The 18,889-nt window shown below is 64.4% G+C and carries 15 protein-coding genes; all 15 read right to left on the reverse strand.

Translation table 11 applies throughout. The features are described 5' to 3' along the window. Positions 1-2 precede the first annotated feature (2 nt). The gene (locus GB927_RS03105) at positions 3-1,733 is read right to left on the reverse strand and encodes an ABC transporter permease (RefSeq protein WP_256115100.1); all 1,731 of its coding nucleotides are present in this window, start codon (positions 1,731-1,733) and stop codon (positions 3-5) included. Next, complete coding sequence (locus tag GB927_RS03110) at positions 1,730-3,109, reverse strand: MmgE/PrpD family protein (protein WP_256115101.1); 1,380 nt, start codon at positions 3,107-3,109, stop codon at positions 1,730-1,732. Before GB927_RS03110 ends, GB927_RS03105 begins: the two co-directional genes overlap by 4 nt. Then, complete coding sequence (locus GB927_RS03115) at positions 3,109-4,158, reverse strand: ABC transporter substrate-binding protein (protein ID WP_256115102.1); 1,050 nt, start codon at positions 4,156-4,158, stop codon at positions 3,109-3,111. The genes GB927_RS03110 and GB927_RS03115 overlap by 1 nt, the downstream gene beginning before the upstream one ends. A 31-nt stretch (positions 4,159-4,189) precedes the next feature. Further along, entirely contained in the window at positions 4,190-6,268 is a 2,079-nt protein-coding gene (locus tag GB927_RS03120; RefSeq protein ID WP_256115103.1) for a hydantoinase/oxoprolinase family protein, read from the reverse strand. Between the two features lies 1 nt (position 6,269). Beyond that, positions 6,270-7,997: a hydantoinase B/oxoprolinase family protein gene (locus GB927_RS03125; RefSeq protein WP_256115104.1), complete on the reverse strand. Its 1,728-nt coding sequence runs from the start codon at positions 7,995-7,997 to the stop codon at positions 6,270-6,272. Between the two features lie 294 nt (positions 7,998-8,291). Further along, positions 8,292-9,452 (reverse strand): tricarballylate utilization 4Fe-4S protein TcuB, encoded by a 1,161-nt coding sequence (tcuB, locus tag GB927_RS03130; protein ID WP_305110407.1) that lies wholly within the window; start codon positions 9,450-9,452, stop codon positions 8,292-8,294. Position 9,453: 1 nt separating this feature from the next. Beyond that, the gene (gene tcuA / locus GB927_RS03135) at positions 9,454-10,860 is read right to left on the reverse strand and encodes an FAD-dependent tricarballylate dehydrogenase TcuA (RefSeq protein ID WP_256115105.1); all 1,407 of its coding nucleotides are present in this window, start codon (positions 10,858-10,860) and stop codon (positions 9,454-9,456) included. A gap of 81 nt (positions 10,861-10,941) precedes the next feature. Further along, the gene (locus GB927_RS03140; RefSeq protein WP_256115106.1) at positions 10,942-11,877 is read right to left on the reverse strand and encodes a LysR family transcriptional regulator; all 936 of its coding nucleotides are present in this window, start codon (positions 11,875-11,877) and stop codon (positions 10,942-10,944) included. 70 nt (positions 11,878-11,947) lie between these two features. Next, positions 11,948-12,991 carry an AbrB family transcriptional regulator gene (locus tag GB927_RS03145; RefSeq protein WP_256115107.1) on the reverse strand — a complete coding sequence of 348 codons (1,044 nt, stop codon included), beginning with the start codon at positions 12,989-12,991 and terminating at the stop codon, positions 11,948-11,950. A 31-nt stretch (positions 12,992-13,022) separates the two neighbouring features. Further along, the gene (locus GB927_RS03150) at positions 13,023-14,531 is read right to left on the reverse strand and encodes a tripartite tricarboxylate transporter permease (protein ID WP_256115108.1); all 1,509 of its coding nucleotides are present in this window, start codon (positions 14,529-14,531) and stop codon (positions 13,023-13,025) included. 1 nt (position 14,532) lies between these two features. Continuing rightward, complete coding sequence (locus GB927_RS03155) at positions 14,533-14,988, reverse strand: tripartite tricarboxylate transporter TctB family protein (protein ID WP_256115109.1); 456 nt, start codon at positions 14,986-14,988, stop codon at positions 14,533-14,535. Positions 14,989-15,020: 32 nt separating this feature from the next. Continuing rightward, a complete protein-coding gene (locus tag GB927_RS03160; protein WP_256115110.1) occupies positions 15,021-15,923 on the reverse strand; it encodes an SDR family NAD(P)-dependent oxidoreductase in 903 nt (300 codons plus the stop codon). A gap of 12 nt (positions 15,924-15,935) precedes the next feature. Beyond that, entirely contained in the window at positions 15,936-17,090 is a 1,155-nt protein-coding gene (locus GB927_RS03165) for a thiolase family protein (RefSeq protein WP_256115111.1), read from the reverse strand. Further along, a complete protein-coding gene (locus GB927_RS03170) occupies positions 17,087-17,473 on the reverse strand; it encodes a Zn-ribbon domain-containing OB-fold protein (protein WP_256115113.1) in 387 nt (128 codons plus the stop codon). The genes GB927_RS03165 and GB927_RS03170 overlap by 4 nt, the downstream gene beginning before the upstream one ends. A 14-nt stretch (positions 17,474-17,487) precedes the next feature. After that, positions 17,488-18,888 carry an MmgE/PrpD family protein gene (locus GB927_RS03175; RefSeq protein WP_256115114.1) on the reverse strand — a complete coding sequence of 467 codons (1,401 nt, stop codon included), beginning with the start codon at positions 18,886-18,888 and terminating at the stop codon, positions 17,488-17,490. Position 18,889 lies beyond the last annotated feature (1 nt).

The raw sequence follows: 18,889 nt of genomic DNA on the forward strand, positions 1-18,889 counted from the left end.
GTCTACCCTGCCTTTTGTCCGACCTTCAGGCCGAAAATGAAATTGGAAACCAGATAGACCGCCAGGATGAACAGCGAGATTCCCGTGCCCAACGCCGCCACTTCGGGATATTTCCCCTCGAAATAGGCGTCGAAGATCAGCACCGGCAGCACGACGGAATTGAAGGCATAGAGCAGGACCGACGTGTTCAGCTCCTTCACGAAGGAGATGAAGTAGAGCACCCAGCTCGACAACAGGCTCTCGCGGATCAGCGGGAAGGTGATGGTGAGCGCAGCCACCGTCTTGTTGGCGCCCGAGACCCGCGCGGCATTTTCGAGATCGCCGTCGATCTGCGTCAGCGCCGCCGACATGTTGCGCACGCCGAAGGAGAGGAACCGCGTGATATAGGCGATCATCAGGATCCAGATCGTGCCGTAGATCGGCAACGGCACCCGTATCCAGGCCCACAGCAGCGCCACGCCCAACACCACGCCCGGCACGCCGACCGTCATCGAGCTCAGGAGATCCAGCGTGTGTCGTCCGGAAGCGCGGGAAAAGGTCACGATATAGGCGATTACGGCGGTCAGCACGCAGGCGATCAGCCCGCCGACCATGGCCAGGAACAGCGTGTTCCAGGCAGCCCGGAAGAACAGGCCGCGTGAGAATACGGATTCGTAGTTGATGGTGGTGAAGTTGGTGAACTGGGTCGTCCAGTAAGACTGGAACGACGCGGTGACCATGGTGGCGAGCGGCATCAGGGTGGAGATGGACACGAACAGGATGAGGCCACCCAGTGCGACCCAACGCCAGGGTCCGAGGCTGACCAGCATGGGGCGATAGCTCTTGCCGCTGACGGAGATATAGGTGCGGCCTGCGATGAACCGGCGCTGCAACAACAGTGCCACGGCGGTGATGATGACGAAGGAAATCGAGATCACCGTGGCATAGCCATAGTCCGGCGGCGGATAGGCAACCTTGAGGTAAATTTCGGTCGGGATGAAGGGGATTTGCGACGGCATGCCGAGCACGGCCAGAACACCGAAATTCTCCATCGACAGCACAAAGACCAGCAGGCCGGCGGCGAGGATGCTGGGCGTGACCAGCGGAAAGGTCACCCGCAGCAGCGTCTGGAACATCGTCTGCCCGCTGAGGCGCGAGGCTTCTTCCATCGAGGAATCGATGGCCTTCAAGGGTGCCGAGGTGAACAGGAACACATAGGGCGTCATGTAGAAACCGAGCACCATGGCGATGCCGGCGAGGCTGTAGATGTTGATGCTCAGCGGCAGCCCGATGGCGGCGAAGATCCTGTTCAGGAGACCCACCTCCGGCGCGCCCAGCCCGCTCCACGCGACCGCACCGATGAACGGCGAGATGAAGATCGGCAGCGTCACCAGCACCTCGCAGATACGTCGGCCGGGAATATCGGTGCGCGCGATCAGAAAGGCCGCCCCCACACCGCTGACGGTGGCGATCAGCATCGAGCCGGTGCTGACGATCAGCGTGTTGCGCCATGCCAACCAGAACTGGCCGCTGGTGAAGATGCGCGAGAAATTGGCGAGCGACAGTCCGCCGTCGGCCGCACCGCCGTGCGAGGCGAAGCTGCCGTAGATCAGGCTCACCATCGGGTAGACGACCAGCAGGCATAGAATGGCGATCAGGCCGTAGCACAGCAGCGTCTGGCCCGATATCCGGGTGAAACCCCACCCGGAGCCGGATACCTGCCGATGCAGGTCGCGGTTTTCGCTGACGCTCATGCGTGTTCCCCCCGGCAGGCATCGGCCAGTGCTGCGATCAGCTCCGCTGCCGAATGGCGCTCCAGTTCCGCCACGATCGAGATGACCTGCTCCGCCGATGCTTCGCCGCCGACCGGGGCGACCATGCGGCGGAATTTCGTGGCGATCTCGTCGAAGGAGGGTGGCGTGTCGGCGTCACCGGAGGGGGACATGATGACCTCCTCGACCGAACGGCCGTCTTTTAAAAGCGCAGTGACCGAGGCGCCAAAGCGCGGCATCGCGTCATCCGCGACCAGCCGAACGGAGGGCATGTGTGCCCGGATGGCGGGGCTCCACAGGTCTTCGTCATAGATATCGGCCGTCCAGACATAGCCGCGGTCGAGCACCAGCGCCAGATTGAACTGCATGCTCAGGCGCGCGGCCAGAAGCGTGCCGGCCTCGGGATCGTTGTTGTCACGCTCCACCACCGGATGGCAGCGCACCACGATTTCGCGAATGTCGTCGACCGGGATGCCGTGCGTGACCAGCAGCCTCTCCGTCGCGGCCGAGGCTGCCAGCGTCGAGTTGCAGCCGTAATAGAGACGGAAACTCGTCTCCTCGATCAGGTAGCGCTCGCCGAGATTGCGGGTCAGAACGTCCAGGTCATAGCTGTCGGAAAGCGCGCGGCAAAAGCCCTTGTCGCCCTCCAGCACGGTGGCGGGGCCGGTCAGTCCATGTTGCACCAGGATGCAGGCCTCGACCCCGTTCTGCGCCGCGCGACCGGCGTGAAAGACCATGGTCAGCGCGCCGTCGTGATGGAATTCGTAGAGGCCCGCCGCCTGTGATCCGGCGACGCCGAAGGCATTGGCCAGCAGGTCCGCATTGAGGCCCATCAGGTTGCCGGCGGCGGCCGTCGCACCGAAAGTGCCGACGGTGCCGGTCGTGTGGAAGCCGCGCTCGCGGTGGCTTGGCGCGGTGGCGATACCCACGCGAGCGTTCATTTCATAGCCGGCGACCAGCGCAGTCAGGATATCGCCGCCGTCACGGCCAAGCCATTCGGCGACGGCCAGCGACGGCATCACGATGCAGCCGCCGGGATGGGATGTGGAGGGCTTGTGAATGTCGTTCAGCCCCACACTGTAGAGCGTCATGGCATTGGCATAGGCCGCATTGCGAACGCTCGAGCGGAAATCGCCTGTACCGGCAAAGACCGTGCAGTGCGGATGGCCGCCGAGGAGGCGCATGGCCTCGACGGCGCCCTGCCCCACCGTGCCGCGCGTGCCCAGCACCAGGCAGGCCAGCCCGTCGAGGAGCAGCAGCCTTGCCCGCTCCACCGCCGAGGCGGGAATGGCGTCGAGGCGCAAATCCGCCAGATGCCGCGCCAGTTGCCGCGTGGCGCCCAAACCCTCCGTCTTCATCAGTAACCCCAGGCGCTGCGCACGGTGGTCTGCACGGTGTTCTGCTGCGCGATCATGTCGGCAAGCGGCATGTCCAGAACCTTGATGTCGCTCAGCGGCACCATGCCTTCGCGCGGCTTCACTGCGGGGTGCAGCGAATAGGAATATTGCGAGTTGAAGATCTGCTGGCCCTCGGGCGAGGCCAGGAAGTCCATCATCACCTTGGCCGCATTCGGGTGCGGCGCTTTGGCCACGATGCCGACCGGGCTCCAGATCATCGGCGCGCCGTCCGTCGGGAAGAGCGCCTTGATGGGCGCGCCCTTCTCCAGGATCGCCTCGTCGGTCATGTAGTTCAGGCTGACGCCGACCAGCAGCTCGCCGGTGATAATCCTGTCGTTGATCGGGCCGTGGCCCGGAAACAGCTTGGGCTCGTTCTTGGCCATTTCGGCAAAAAATTCAGGTCCATAGAGTTTCCACACCGCATATTGCCAGGTGTAGGCGCCACCGGCCAGGCGCACGTCCATGATGCCGACCTTGCCATTGAACTTGGGATCGGCCAGGTCGCGAAGCGATTTGGGCGCATCCGCGTCGGACACCTGTCCCGCATTGTAAGCGATGTTGAGGAAGTGGGCGCGGGCCACGAACCAGGTCTTGTCCGGATCCACATATTGCGGATCATAGGCCGCGTATTCGCTCGAAGCATAGGGCACGAGACGCCCGGCTTCCTTCAGTTCGGCGATCGTGCCGACGTCGGACACATGGATGATGTCGCCGTTGACGCGATTGGCGTCTTGCTCGGCGATCAGGCGTTCGTAAACCTGCGAGGATCCTGCACGGTAATATTCGGCCGTGATCCCCGGATATTTGGCGTTGAAGGCCTTCGTCAGCGAATCGAGCAATTCGGACGGGGAGGCACTGTAGATGACGACGGAACCTTCCTGTCGCGCCGCCTCCAGCGTCGCCTCGTCCATGGCCAGAGCCGGCTGGCTCGAATAGCCCCCCATGGCGATCGCCAAGGCGACCGCTGCGAGGGTGGTGGCTGATCTTTCCGTCTTAAAATGTTCGTGCATGGTTTCTCCTCCCAGGAAACGATGTGAATTTTCAGTGCTGCTTCGGATCCAGTTTGATAATGAGATTAAAATACTCGTCGACTGTCAGTGTGGTGTCTGGCGGGATCACGGTCGTGGACTCATCTTCCTCGATGAGCAGTGGGCCGCGCAGTTCGATGCCAGGTTTGAGGATGCTGCGCGGGATGGCGGATGTCGGCAGCCGACCGCCGGCCGCAGCGAAATAGGCCATGCGCTCGCCCACGCTAGGGTTTGTTGCGCGCGCCACGGCCTGGGCGGTTGCGAGTTGCGGCTTGGGTCCGCTGACCTGGACCTGCCAGTTCAGGGCTTCGACCCCGACGCGCCGGTTGGCCCTTCCGTAGACCCGTTCGAATTCGTCCGAAAAGGCCGTCGTCAGGTCGTCCATCGTCGCCTCGTCCAACGCCGCGTTCGAGAGCGTGATCTTCAGTTCCGAGCTTTGGCCGCGATAGCGCAGCGAGGCGAAGCGGCGCAGCCGGATTTCGCCATCCGCCACCCCGGCATCCTTCAGGAAGCGGCGGCCTTTTTCCTCCAGCCGCGCCAGCAGAGCGTTGATCGCCGCGGTGTCCGCGCCCTTCAGCGCGGTCGGATGGCCCTGCATCAGCGTGATCGACAGGGGCGCTGCCAGGAAGCCGAAGGCCGAGGCGACACCGGCGGCATACGGAATGATGACTTCGGAAATGCCGAGCTTGCGGGCTAGCCCGCAGGCATGCAGCGGCCCTGCACCGCCAAAGGCCAGCAGCGCGAATTTTCGGGGATCGACCCCGCGTTCCAGAAGATGCAACTGCGCGGCCTGCGCCATATCCTCGGTCACGATCTCGTGGATCCCCCAGGCAACCCGCTCCGGCGACAGCCCGGACGCCGCACATAGCGGCTCCATCGACGCTTGAGCCGAAGCCGCGTCCAGCTTCATCCGGCCACCGAGGAAATAATCGGGGTTCAGGTATCCGAGCAGCAGGTTTGCATCCGTCACCGTGGGCAATTCGCCACCGCGCCCGTAGCAGGCCGGTCCCGGCTGCGCGCCCGCGCTGTGCGGACCGACCTTCAGCAGCCCCATCTCGTTCAACGCGGCGATGCCGCCGCCGCCCGAGCCGATTTCGAGCATCTCGACAACCGGGATGCGGATCGGAATCCCGCTTCCCCGCTTGAACCGGTAACGGCGCGCGGTTTCCAGCTCGTCGGCAGTTATGATCTCGCCATCGGCGATGAACATGATCTTGGCGGTGGTGCCGCCCATGTCGAAGGCCACGAGGTTGGGCCGCCCCAGCAACTCGCTATAGTAGCGCGCGGTGACCGCCCCGCCCGCCGGGCCGGACTCCATCAGCCTGATCGGGAATGCGGTTGCCGTATCAACCGTGGTCAGGCCTGCGTCCGAGAGCATCAGATAGAGGTCGTGGTTGTATCCCGTGCGAGCCAGTTCCTCGGCCATGCGATCGAGATAGCGGCGCATGATCGGCTGGGTATAGGCATTCGCCACGGTCGTCGACGTGCGCTCGTATTCCCGAACGTCGGGCGATACCTCGGACGACAGGCTGACCGCGACATCGGGTGCTACTTCGCGGATCATCTCGCGCACGCGCTCCTCGTGCGCGCCGTTGCGGTAGGCATGCAAGAACGAGACGGCGATCGCCTCGACCCCCTGCGCGACCATCGCGTCGACGGCGGCCCGTGCATGGACATCGTCCAACGGCTCGATCGCGCGGCCGCTGTGGTCCATCCGTTCGGCGATCTCGCCGACGCGGCTGCGCGGAACCAGCGGTGACGGCACTTCGATGAACAGGTCGTCGATGTCGAAGCGCTTGCCGCGGCGCATTTCCAGAATATCGCGGAAGCCACGCGTGGTGAGCAGACCCGTGCGCGCACCCTTTTGCTCGATCAGCGCGTTGATCACCAGCGTGGTGCCGTGGATCACATGCCGCAGATCGCCCGCCTCGATGCCGGCGTCTTCAAGCAGGCGCTTCACACCATCCAGCGCACCCAGCGAAGGATTTTCGGGCGTGGTCAGGACCTTGCCCAGGAGCTGGTCGCCTGTAATTGCATTGACCAGAACCAGATCGGTGAACGTTCCGCCGATGTCGATACCCAGACGATACATGTCAGACTCTCTCAAGAAGGGCGGCAGAGGCGGCGGTCGGTTCGCGCAGCCGGAGGGTTTCGACCTCGTCGACAGTGCCGTCCGGGTGCAGTGCGACGCCGTATTGGGTGGCGGCGGCCTCGCGGCTCACCCAGCCTTCGGCGACGTCGGCCAGTACCTCGGCCAGTGGCCTGCGATGGGGATCGGACATACCGCCGCCGCCAGACAGGCCGATTTCCAGCTCGTCGCCCAGGGAGAGCCGGACCTGCGTTTTCCCCGGCAACGTCCGTCCACCGAGCCGGTTGTACCCTTGCCCGCCCGCACCACCACCGGCATAGCCGGCGGCCAGCGTATGGACCTTGATGTTTTGCACCAGCACGCTGAGCGGCCGGTCGCTTTCGCAGCGCAGGCCTATGCTTTGGCCAAGCCCCCCGCGATATCGCCCCGCACCACCCGAGTCCGAAATCAGCGACTTGTGCGTCACCGTCAGGGGCAGGGAATTTTCCAGCATTTCCACTGGCGTCTCGGCGCCGGCGGCGGGGAAGGACATGCAGGACACGCCGTCCTTGCTGGAACGTGCGCCGAGACCGCCCATGAAATGCGGGGTCTCGGCGATGTTGCGGCCCTGCGCGTCGGTCCCGAAGCAACGGATCACGCATTTGATGCCCGATTCCGCGATCATCCGATCCGGGGCGACCTCGGCGAGCGCGCCGAATATCGCGGCCGGGATGAAGTTCCCGGTCGAGGATTTCATGCGCACCGGCGCGGGGTGGCGGGCATTGAGAAAGGTGCCAGACGGCGCTTTCAGCCGCACCGGGCTCAGCAGCCCCGCATTATAAGGAATGTGCGGCGCGACGATGCAGCGGATGGCATAGGCCGTCCAGGCTTCCGTATAGGCCTCGGTGCAGTTGATGCCGACGGCGCTTTGCGGGCCGGTGCCGTCATAATCGACGGTCACCGATCCGTCCTCATGCCGTTCGATCGAGACCGAGACCGACAGCGGCTCGTCGGTTTCCACGCCATCCAGCAGGATTGTGTTGCGGTGTTTTCCGGCCGGGATGGTCGCCAGCAACCCCGCACGCATCGCAGCTTCGGATCGCGTGATGATTTCGTCCGCGATGGGTTGCAGATCCTCCAGCCCGTTGTCCTCCAGGAACGCCGTGACCCGGCGCTGGTCGAGATACAAGGCGGCGATGAAGGCTCGGATATCGCCCTCCAGCTGGTCCGGCACGCGCACATTGGCGCGGATCAGCGCCCAGACCTCGGGCACGTCATGCCCGCCGCGCAGCAGGTGGACGACGGGCAGGCTCAGCCCCTCCTCGAACACTTCGCGGGCGTCGCTGGAAAGGCTGCCGCCGATGTCGGGCACATGCGCCATCGTCTCAGCGAAACCGACCAGCCGGCCGTGATGGAACAGCGGCTTGATCACCGAAATATCGTAGAGATGTCCGCAGCATAGCCAGGGATCATTGGTGATGAAGACATCGCCTTCGCTGATGTCGTCTGTCCCGAAACGTTGAAGGATCGCGGTCACGGTGCGCGGCGACGGCGCGAGCTTGCTGGACACCCCGGTGTCCTGCGCGATCATCCGCCCTTCCCGGTCGTACAGAAGACAACCAAAGTCGCCGCCTTCGCTGACGATCTTGGAAAAAGACGTCTTGACGATGGTCAGAGCGGCCTCCGAAAGGAAGGAAATCAGCCGCTGCCATTGGATTTCAATATCCACGGCATTCATACCATTGCGCCCCATGAATGCTTTCCCCTTTGAAGATCGTGAGCCCATCATTGAGGTGGGGAGACTATTAACCAACCTAATAGACTGCATAAGTGTATGTCTATTTGCTATAGATGAACGAGCCTCCTTTGAGGGCCTCGGCATGAACGCCATAAGGCCCGCAAAGGCCGTGCAAGCGCCGTGCGGGTCAGAACGAAACCGATATCGAATGATGAAAACTGAAACACCCGGCTTCGCTCCGAAGCCGGGTGTTTCAAGGTGCAGGTCAGACCTTGGAGCCGCCCCGGAAGGGCGCCCCGCCTTCACGCGTCAATCCGCTCCGGCCTGCACGGGGTTCGGCCGCCGCTTCTCGATTGCGTGCTTGAGAAGGGCCGCGCAGCGGAAGATGCCATGGGCGAATTTTCCGTAGGGCAGCGTCACGAACAGCCCCATCACGAAGCCGAGATGGATGGCCAGCAGCAGCGGCATCGCGGGGCTGTCGCGCCAGGCGAGCAGCGCCAAGCCGGTCAGGCTGATGAAGAACAGCAGCGCGATGAAGCCGCGGTCCATGGTCTTCTGTCTGTCGTCCATCTGCAGCGGGTTGCGGCGCATGTTCAGCCAGAACAGGCCGGCTGGACCGATGAGAAGGCCGATGCCGCCGAGTGTTCCAAGGATCACTGGAAGGCTGAAGATCGGATACGGCGCTTCCAGGCCGAAGAGATAGTGGTAGAGCGTCGCCACCGACGTGGACGCGAAGCACAGCATGAAACCGTAGAAGGTGAAATGGTGGAACCGCCGGCGCCAGAGCGTGAAGGCGTCGTCCTTGTTGTTGCAGCCATCGCCATGCCCGCCGCCGAGATATTGCAGCGTCAGCGCCGATTTCGCCGCTTCCCCGACGGCGGCGGGCATCGCCACAGGCTTTCCGGGCTCGGAAACCTGACGCCAGAAGCGCGTGACGCCGATCGCCAGTGCGACGACCGAGAACAGTGACGCCGCGCCGAACACGAGGGCGAGCGTATTGTGCGGGAAGATCGCATAGAACTCGCCTTCGAGGCCCGGCACGAACAGACTGCCCTTGATCAGGATGGTGGCGATGAGGAAAGCCGCGACGCCGAGGCTGACCGCCATGGCGACGGTCAGGCCGTTGCAGCGATAGAGTTCACCGAAGACCCTCGGGAAGGCATATTCGATATAGGTATCGCGCCGTACCTGCGCCAAGGCCTTGGGAACATTCACGCCGAATTCGTGCGGGGGCGCGTATTGGCAGGCATAGAGGCAGGCCGAACAGTTGTGGCAGAGATTAGCGAGGTAGTGGGCATCCGCGACGTTGAAATCCAGCCGTCGCGTCATGGCGGGAAACACCGCGCAGAAACTCTCGCAGTAGCGGCAGGCATTGCAGATGTGGAGGATGCGATCGACCTCCGCAACATTGGCATCGAGCTCCCGTTCCGCCTTGCCGGCGAGGTCCATCAGCGTGTCGATGGCGGCCATGTCAGTGTCTCCCGATCGTGTGCGCGGCGCGAGCCGCGGCGGCCGCGCCCGTTCCGGCGATGCGCCCGAAGGCCGTGCCAATGCTCATGCCGACGCCGGCCGTGTATCCCTTGCCGAGCACATTGCCCGCCATCATCTCGCCTGCCACGAACAGGTTGGGGCTCGGCTTGTCCGCGAACCGCACGGCCGCGGTGTCATCGACCTTGAGCGAGAGGTAGGTAAACGTAATGCCGGGCCTCAGCGCATAGGCATAGAAGGGGGCCGTATCGATCTTCTGCGCCCAGTGGGTCTTGGCCGGCGCCACGCCTTCCGTCATGCAGTCGTCCAGGACCGTGTGGTTGAAGGTGCCGGGCTGACAGGCAGCGTTATAGCCGTCGAGCGTCTCCATGAAGGTCTCGACGGGAAGCTCCAGCTTTGCGGCCAGCTCCGGCAGGCTGTCGGCGACCACGCCGGGAAAGACCGGCGGCATGAAGCGCCCGACAACCTTCCGGTCGATGATCGAATAGGCGATCTGGTCGGGCTGCTGGGCAACGAGACGACCCCAGATCGCGTAGCGCTTCGGCCAGAAGTCCTCGCCCTCGTCATAGAACCGCTCACCTTCCCGATTGACGACGACGCCGAGCGAGACACAGTCGATGCGGGTACAGATGCCGCCGTCGTAGAGCGGTGCACGCGCATCGATGGCGACGCAGTGGCCCTGCGAGGGATCGCCGATCATATCGGCACCGGCCTTCATCATGGCCTTCAGGAGAACGCCCTGGTTGAAGCGCGTGCCACGGATGAGAAAATTGTCCGCCGGCCACTCGCCGCGATCGTTGCGGCCCCAAGCTTCGCGCAGCCATTCGCGATTGGATTCGAAACCGCCGGCGGCGAGAACACAGGCTTTCGCGGTGATCCTTTCACCGGCTTCCGTGACGACGCCGACGAACCGGTCGCCATCGAGCAGCATCTCGGTAACAGGCGTCTCGTAGCGGACCTTCACGCCAAGAGCCTCGGCGCTTCGGTAGTAGGCGTTGACCAGGGCCTTGCCGCCGCCCATGAAGAACGCGTTGGTGCGCGCCACATGCAGCGCGCCCGACAGCGGCGGCTGGAACCGAACGCCGTGGCGGCGCATCCAGTCCCGACAGTTCGACGAGGCGCGGATCACGAGACGCGCCAGAGGTTCGTTGGTCTCGCCGCCGGTGACCTTGAGAAGGTCCTGCCAGTATTCTTCCTCGGGATAGGCCTCGACCAGCACGTCCTGCGGCGCATCGTGCATGCACCGGAGATTGCGGGTGTGCTGGGAGTTGCCGCCGCGCCAGTCCTTCGGCGAGGCTTCGAGCATCAGCACGGAGGCGCCCGCTTCGCGCGCCATCAGGGCGGCGCAAAGCGCAGCATTGCCGCCCCCGACAATCAGAACATCGACCACGATGCGTGTCTCCTCAAAGGTTTCGACCAACCTTTAGGGAACGCACCGGATATCGACCATCATCGAAGACTGAAGTCGGCTTCACGATTCGTGAAGAGTAGCGCCCATCCATCGCCCGTCACGCACGAGCCCGCCGACGACCTTACGCAGCTGCGCACGCAGCGCGAGGGCCGCGGGAGACAGCTCATGCTCCGGAAGGCTCACCAGCAGATTGGTTCGCCGGGCTCCCTCGTCGGACACGGGCCGGACAACGAGCGCCGATGTGGACGGGCGGGCAAGGGCTGCTCCGGGCTGTATCGTATAACCCAACCCTTCCGTCACGGCCTCCATGATCACGGCCAGGGAGTCGATTTCCATCGCGATGTTAGGAACGATATCGGCGGCGCTGAACGAGCGATCGAGGCTTGCGCGAAGACCGTGCGTCCTGCTGGGCAGGATAAGGGGAAGCCCCGACAGTTCTGCCAGGGTAACGGGCTCGCCTGCGGGTTCTCCCTTGCCTTCCACCGGTGCGCCGATGAGAAAAAGGCTCTCGTCGAGCAGGGGGATTGCCTCAGTTTTTGCAAAGGTCACGGATTCGGCGTTGAACAGCACGGCCAGATCGATCTGGCGCAGTTTCAACATCCCGGCCAGATGGCCCGACATGCCCTCCACAAGCTGAAGACGAATGTTCGGATGGCGCCTTGCCATGGCCTTGATGAGCGGCAGGGCCAGGACCGACGCCGTGGTCGGGGCCAGTCCCAGCGAGACCATGCCCGAAAGCCGCGCCCCTTGCGCGGTGGCCGCCGCGGCATCGACATGCCTGAGGGCCAGCGTCGCATGCCGGCAGAAGGCGGCACCTGCCTCCGTGGGCGTGACACCCGAGGCACCGCGCACGAGGAGCCGGGTGGAAAGCTCGCTTTCGAGGCGGCTGATCTGCTGGCTCAACGCCGACGTTGCCATTCCAAGCTGTGACGCGGCCTTTCCCAAGCTGCCACATTCAACGGCCGTCACCAGATATTTCAGCTGCCTGAGTTCCAAAACATGCTCCACGGTTGGTCTCGCGCGACACCGTAAGCACATCCGCGCGGTTCGGAAAGCGCGACGGCGATCAAGGCCTTTGGATGGAGCGGAACACGGCGGGCGCGAACATATGAATGCAAATCTGCCGCACGATCTGGTGAAAGACGACCAATGCCACCTCCGCCTTGATCGCCAGGGCGACGAGCGACATTTCCGTCGTGCCGCCCGGCGCGAGAGCCAGGAAGGTCGCCGGATAACCGCCGCCCGACCATCGCGCAACGCCCCAGGCGGCAAGAGCGGCAATCGCGACCATGACCGGCACGAGAACAAGGCTGTGCAGGGCCGAGCCGAACAGCAAGCCCCGGTCGGAGCCCAGAAACTGGCCGCCGATGGTGGTGCCGAGCACGACCTGGGCCATGGAGACCAGCAGATAGGGTGGCGCACCCTCGGTCAGCCCGACCGCATGCGCAACGGCACTGACCAGCATGGGGCCGATCAGCGGTGGATTGGGCAGGTGCAATGCTTTTGCCAACGGCCAGCCGACAGCACCGCAGACGACGAGGATGGCGATGTCGGCGAGCGAGAGCGCGCCATGCCCATTCTGCAGCGACAGGCCGCCCGTAGAGCCGAAATGCAGGAACAGGTTCAGCACCATCGGCACGGTGAAGACCACGAGGAAAACCCGCGTCGCCTGCACCAGCGCGATGCGCCGCTCGTCGCCGCCGGCAAGGCCACCCTGGGCGGTCATCTCGTAAACGCCCGCAGGCATGCCCGCGAAATAGGCGGTGACCGGATCGAGCTTCGCTACATGGCGCAGGTAGAGATATCCGGCAGCGCCCGTCAGCACCGTCGCCGCCACGGCCGCTAGCGTGACCGGCACCCAGTCGTCCAGCCGCCCCAGCATGTCCGGACTGAAGGAACTGCCGAGCATGACGCCGATCACGGCCGCCATCGGCGGGCGAATGCGTCGTGCGGAGACGACGGGCAACCGCAAAAGCGCCGCCACGAGAACGGTGGACATGGCACCGAGCATCCAGGGCAGAGGCAGCGACAGCAGGTAGAACGCCGTCCCGCCGCAGGCCCCGATTGCGAGGCTGAGCGCCAGCCGCGCCAGATAGGCTGTCCGCTTCATGGCCGGGCCTGGGGACGATGGGATGCGGACCTCATGCCTCTTCCTCTGCAAAGACTTCCTCGCGCTTGCGCCGCAGCGCCGGCGACAGGACTACCGCGAGGATAAGCGCGGACACAACCAGCAGGCCGGCCGAGATGGGCCGCTCGATGAAGGTCATCGCGCTGCCGCGCGACAGGAGCAGCGCCCGCCGCAGGTTCTCCTCCATCATCGGCCCGAGGATGAAGCCCAGAAGCAGCGGCGCCGGCTCGCAGTTCATGCGCTTGAAGAGATAGCCCACCACGGCAAAGATCGCGGCAAGGTAGATCTCGAAGGACTGGTTGTGGATGCTGTAGAGGCCGATCAGGCAGAATATCAGGATCAGCGGCGCCAGCACGTCATACTTCACGCGCAGGAGCTTCACCCAGATCCCGACCATCGGCAGGTTCAGTACCAGCAGCATCAGGTTGCCGATCCACATCGAGACGACGAGCCCCCAGAACATCGGGGCATTCTCGGTCATGATCTGCGGCCCAGGCACGATGTCGTGGATCATCATTGCGCCGATCATCAACGCCATGACGCCGTTGGAGGGAATGCCGAGCGTCAGCATCGGGATGAAGGAGGATTGCGAGCCGGCATTGTTTGCCGATTCCGGGCCGGCGACGCCTGCCGGCGCGCCATGCCCGAACCTCTCCGGGTGGCGCGAAACGCGCTTTTCGATCGTGTAGGAGGCGAAGGAAGAGAGGGTCGCACCGCCGCCCGGCAGGAGGCCGAGCACACAACCGAGCGCCGTTCCGCGAATGGCGGCGGGCCAGCTTTCCTTGAACTCCTCGCGGCTCGGCATGAGCGAAGTCACCTTCGCCGCCAGAACGGGTTCCTGCTGCTTCTTGCGCCAGTTCACGATGATGTCGGTGAAGGCGAACACGCCCATCGCGATGGCCACGAATTCGATCCCGTCGGCGAGTTCCAGGAAACCAAAATCCAGCCGGGCCACGCCGCTGTTCACGTCGATACCGATGCAGCCGAGGACGAGACCGAAGACCACCATGGCGAGCGCCTTCAACAGCGAGCCATGCGCCAGCGTGACGGCAGCCACCAGGCCCAGAACCATCAGCGCAAAATATTCGGCAGGACCGAAGTTGAAGGCGAAGGTTGCGAGCACCGGCGCGAAGCCGGCGATGAGCGCGGTTCCAACCGTTCCGGCAAAAAACGAGCCGAGCGCGGCGATGGCAAGTGCGGATCCGGCCCGCCCGTTCAACGCCATCTTGTGGCCGTCGAGACAGGTGACGACCGAGGCGGATTCCCCTGGCAGGTTGACCAGGATGGCGGTGGTCGAGCCGCCATATTGGGCACCATAGTAGATCCCCGACAGCATGATCAGGGCGGAGGTCGGCTCCAGGGTGTAGGTGAGCGGCAGGAGCATGGCGATCGTCGCGAGCGGCCCAAGCCCTGGAAGCACGCCGATCGCCGTGCCGACGATGACGCCGAACATGCAGTACAGCAGGTTCTCGAACGAAAGGGCGACGGAAAAACCCAGCGCCAGATGTGACAGGATTTCCATTTCAGACAAACCTCGGCAGCAGGGGAATACGAAGATCGAGCCCCGCGATGAACACCAGCCAGGTGAAGGCCGTCAGTGCCAAGGCGATCACAAGCGTTTGTTTCCATTTCATCTCGTGCTGGGCGAAGGAGGCCACGAAGACCGTCAGCGGCACGGTGATCAACAGCCCGGCCCGCATCAGCAGCAAGCCGAAAAGCACCACGGCCGTGCAGATGATCACAACGCTCTTCACATCGAACGGCGCCGGCGCCACGGGATTGCGGTCACGCAGGCCCGAGACGAGGATCGCCAGGCCGAGCACCGTCAGCATGGCGCTGAGGATGATCGGGAAAAAGCCCGGCCCCATGCGGGCGGCGGAACCGAATGAATAGTGAATCGACAGCAGCATGGTGACCAGCCCCGTCACCGTGAAGAAGACGCCGCTTTCGACGTCAACGTTCCCTCTCTTCTGTTTCATTTTTTCCTCCCTCGCTTGTCGCTCGGTTCAGTTCAGACCGGATCCCAGCAGAAAACGTCCTGGTTCCGGTCGATGGGATAGAAGTTGGCCTTGAGCGCGGGGATCGCGTGGTGGGCGACCGTCTCCGGCGTCCATCCCTCGCTGCGGTGAATGCTGCGGATCGGCCGCGACTGCCCCATCAGGAAGATCTCGTTCATGCGGGTCGCGAAGATCTGGCCGTTCACGTCCTTTGCCTGGTCGCTGGCGAGATAGGCCACCAGCGGCGCGTTCTTGTCCGGCGTGACCTGCTTGCGTTGCGCGATCCGGGCTCTGTTCGCTTCGGTCTCGGGGATCGAATTCGTCATTCGCGTCCAGGCCGAAGGGGCGACGCAATTCGAACGCACATTGTATTTCTGCGCGTCGATGGCGATGGATTTGGACAGGCCCACCATGCCGGCCTTCGCGGCGGCATAGGCCACCTGGCCGTAGTTGCCGGCAAGGCCGGAGGCGGAGATCATGTGCACGAAGGCGCCGCTTTCCTGCGCGCGGAAATGCGGGATCGCGGCCCGGCTCATATAGAAGGCGCCGTTCAGCATGACCTGGATCACCAGATCCCAGTCCTCGGGCGGCATCTTGTGGAACATCACGTCGCGCAGGATGCCGGCATTGTTCACCACGCAATCGATGCGCCCGAAGGCATCCACGGCGCTCTCGACCACGCGCTGCGCGCTTTCCCAGGTGGCGACGCTGTCCGAATTCGCCACGGCCTGACCTCCGGCCGCGCGGATTTCGGCGACGACATCCTCGGCCGGATTGACGGCACCATCGGTCCCGTCGAGTTGCACGCCGAGGTCGTTGACGACGACCTTCGCGCCCTCGCGCGCCATGGTCAGCGCGATGTCCCGTCCTATTCCGCGCCCCGCTCCGGTGACGACGGCGACCTTGCCTTCAAGCATGTTGATTCCTTCCTAGACTGTATCGGCCGTGCCGAAGATGACGGTGCACTGGCTTGAGAGCACCCCGCCATTGCCATGAGCCAGTGCCATCTTCGCATCGGAGACCTGCCGTGCGCCGCTCCGGCCGCGCAGCTGCTGCACGGCCTCGATCATGCCGAGCATGCCGTACATGCCGGGATGGCAGTAGGAGAGGCCGCCGCCATTGGTGTTGAGGGCGAAAGTACCGCCCGGTGCGATCGCTCCGCCCGTCACGAACCGTCCGCCCTCCCCCTTCGGGCAATAGCCGAGGTCTTCGAGGAACAGGATCGGTGTGATGGTGAAGGCGTCGTAGAGGATCGTGACGTCCATGTCGGCGGGCGTCGCCCCGGCCATGGCAAAGGCTTGCGGCCCCGACAGCGCCGCTCCGGTCACCGTCAGGTCCTCCATCGACGAGATCGAGGCGTGGCTCAGCGTCTCGCCATGGCCCAGCACGTAGATCGGAGCGACGTCCAAGTCCTTGGCCTTTTCCGCCGAGACCAGCACCAGCGCTCCGCCGCCATCGGTGACAAGGCAGCAGTCGCGCACGGTCAGGGGATCGCTGACCATGCGTGCCGAAAGCACGTCGTCGATCGTCAGCGGTTCCTTCTCCCAGGCCTTGGGGTTCAACAGCGCCCATTGCCGCGCGGCCACCGCCACCTCGGCGAGTTGCTCGCGGGTGGTGCCGTAAAGATGCATGTGCCGTGCCGCCGAAATGGCATAGGCCGAGGTCGGCAGGATCGGGCGGTAGGGCGTTTCCCAGGCATTGTATTCGCGCGGAGAGGCCGCGGCCCGGCTGACGGAGCGCTGCGTGCTGCCATAGGCGATGACCGCGACGGAGCAGAGCCCGGCCTCGATCGCCGCATGGGCATGGGCGAGGTGCGACATGAAGGACGAGCCGCCGATATTGGTGCCGTCGAAGTAGGCGAGGCGGATGCCGAGATATTCCGCGAGAGCCAGCGGCGCCATGCGCACCTGCGAGGTCGCGGCAAAAAGCCCGTCGACATCCTGCAGCCGCAGGCCGCAATCGGCCAACGCGCGCTGCACCGCCTGCGCCATCAGGTCGATCGGCGTCATATGGTCGGCGACCCGACCAAGATCGGATTCCGCTGCGCCGACGACGGCGACGCTGCCGCGTTTCGCACGAGTCATGTGCTCTTCTCCAAGGGTTTGAAGACGGGCATGGGTGGCTGTCCCTCCGCCAGCGGGCGAAAGGCGACCTGCATCCTGTCTCCGATCTGCAGGCTTTCGGGGTGATTGCTGTCGACCTGGCTCATGAGTCGAAAGCCCTCGTCGAGATCGATCATCGCCAGCGCAAGGGGCGGCTCACCCTTGTGGCGCACCAGCGTCAGCGAATGGATGGTGCCCACCCCGGCCGAAACGACCCAGACGGGATCGGTGCCGTCCTTCGGCGAGACGAGACGCGGGGGAAAGAAGGCCTCGCCCTTCCCGTCACGCTGGAAAGCCAGTTCACCACGCGCGGCGTGTTCCAGAAAACGCCCGTGCGGCGACTGCGCGAGATTGTGCTCTGTCAATTGCGTTTCATCCTTCATGGGGCCAGCAGTGGGAAGAAGCCGGAGAGATCGCTCTGGCAGTCCATCGCCCAGATGCGCTCAAGAAGCCGCCCTGCCTTCTCCTCGCCGATGCGGCCCGGCACGTTGTCGGTGAACTTCCGGCTGAGGTCGTCATCCGTCAGCGGATCGGCCGTTTCGCCCCGAGGATTGAGAACGCGGCGTTCGAGCCGCCGACCATCCTTCAGCGTAATCGTCACGACACCGCTGCGCACGTTGGGGTAGAGCCGCTCGCAATCCGCATCGACGTGAACGCGCGTTGCCTGCAACAGGCGCTGCGGTTCGCTCCCGACGAAGGCCGAGGGCTCGAAGTCGGCCGCATTCAGACGACCATGGATCAAGGCTCGGACGACCGCGCAAGGGGCGCTCATCTGCGCTTCAAGCAGGTTGTTTGCCGTGCGGTGATCGTGGCCATGGGCGCCGACCTGGTAGAGGCCGATGTCGATTTCTGAGACCTCGCCTGATTCCAGCCGTTCCTCGGACCGCAAAGCCAGCGTCGCATCGATAGCGGCGTGGAAATGCCGGCAGCAGGGATAGGGCTTGAAATAGGCCGCGCTGATCAGGAAATCCTGCCCCAGCCCGGCCAGAAGCGCGTCATGGTCGATCCGCCTGTCCACCATGGCCCGCAACAGGCCATCGGCCCCTTCGAGGCATTCGATCGCACCGGAAATGCCCGCCTGCGCGAGCTCGGCGCAAACGATGCCATCCCGTGCTGCCTTGCCGGGATGGAGGCGTTTTACTTCCGCGCCGTCCGAGAGGTACTGGCGGAGCCCGCCCGCGAAACTCGCCGCCAGCCCCAATGCGTCACGCAGTTGCGCTGGTGAAAGGCCGGCGATGCGCCCGGCGGCGGCGCTCGCGCCGAAGACGCCGGCAACCGCCGTGTTGTGCCAGCCCTGTCGCGCCGACGCCGGATGCATCGTCGAGGCGATGCGCAGCATCACATCATAGCCGGCGACCACGCCGGCAATCAGCTCGCTGGCCGTGGCGCCACGCTTTTCCGCCACGGCCAGCGCGGCGGAAAAGATCACCCCGCCCGGATGGGCGGAGCCGCGGGTATGACCGTCATCGAAGTCGAGGGCATGCGCCGCCGCTCCGTTGACGAAGGCCGCCTGTGCCGCCGGCAGCCGGGTCTGCTTTCCGATGACGGAGGCAACCGTGCGCCCGCCCTCCGCCGCAGCCCAGGCATGAAGCGCCTGCGTGACGGGCATGTCCGCGCCGGCAAAGGCGCAGGCGAAATAGTCCACCATGGCCCGCCGGAAGGCATGGATCACCGTCCCGTCCAGATCGACGCAATCGATGCGCGCGACATGACGCGCCAGGATGCCGCTGAGGCTGTCCGCTCCGGCCGCGACGGCGGCATTTTCAACTGGCAACGCCATG

The sequence above is a fragment of the Shinella lacus genome (assembly GCF_010994755.1).
Classification (GTDB): Bacteria; Pseudomonadota; Alphaproteobacteria; order Rhizobiales; family Rhizobiaceae; genus Shinella; species Shinella lacus.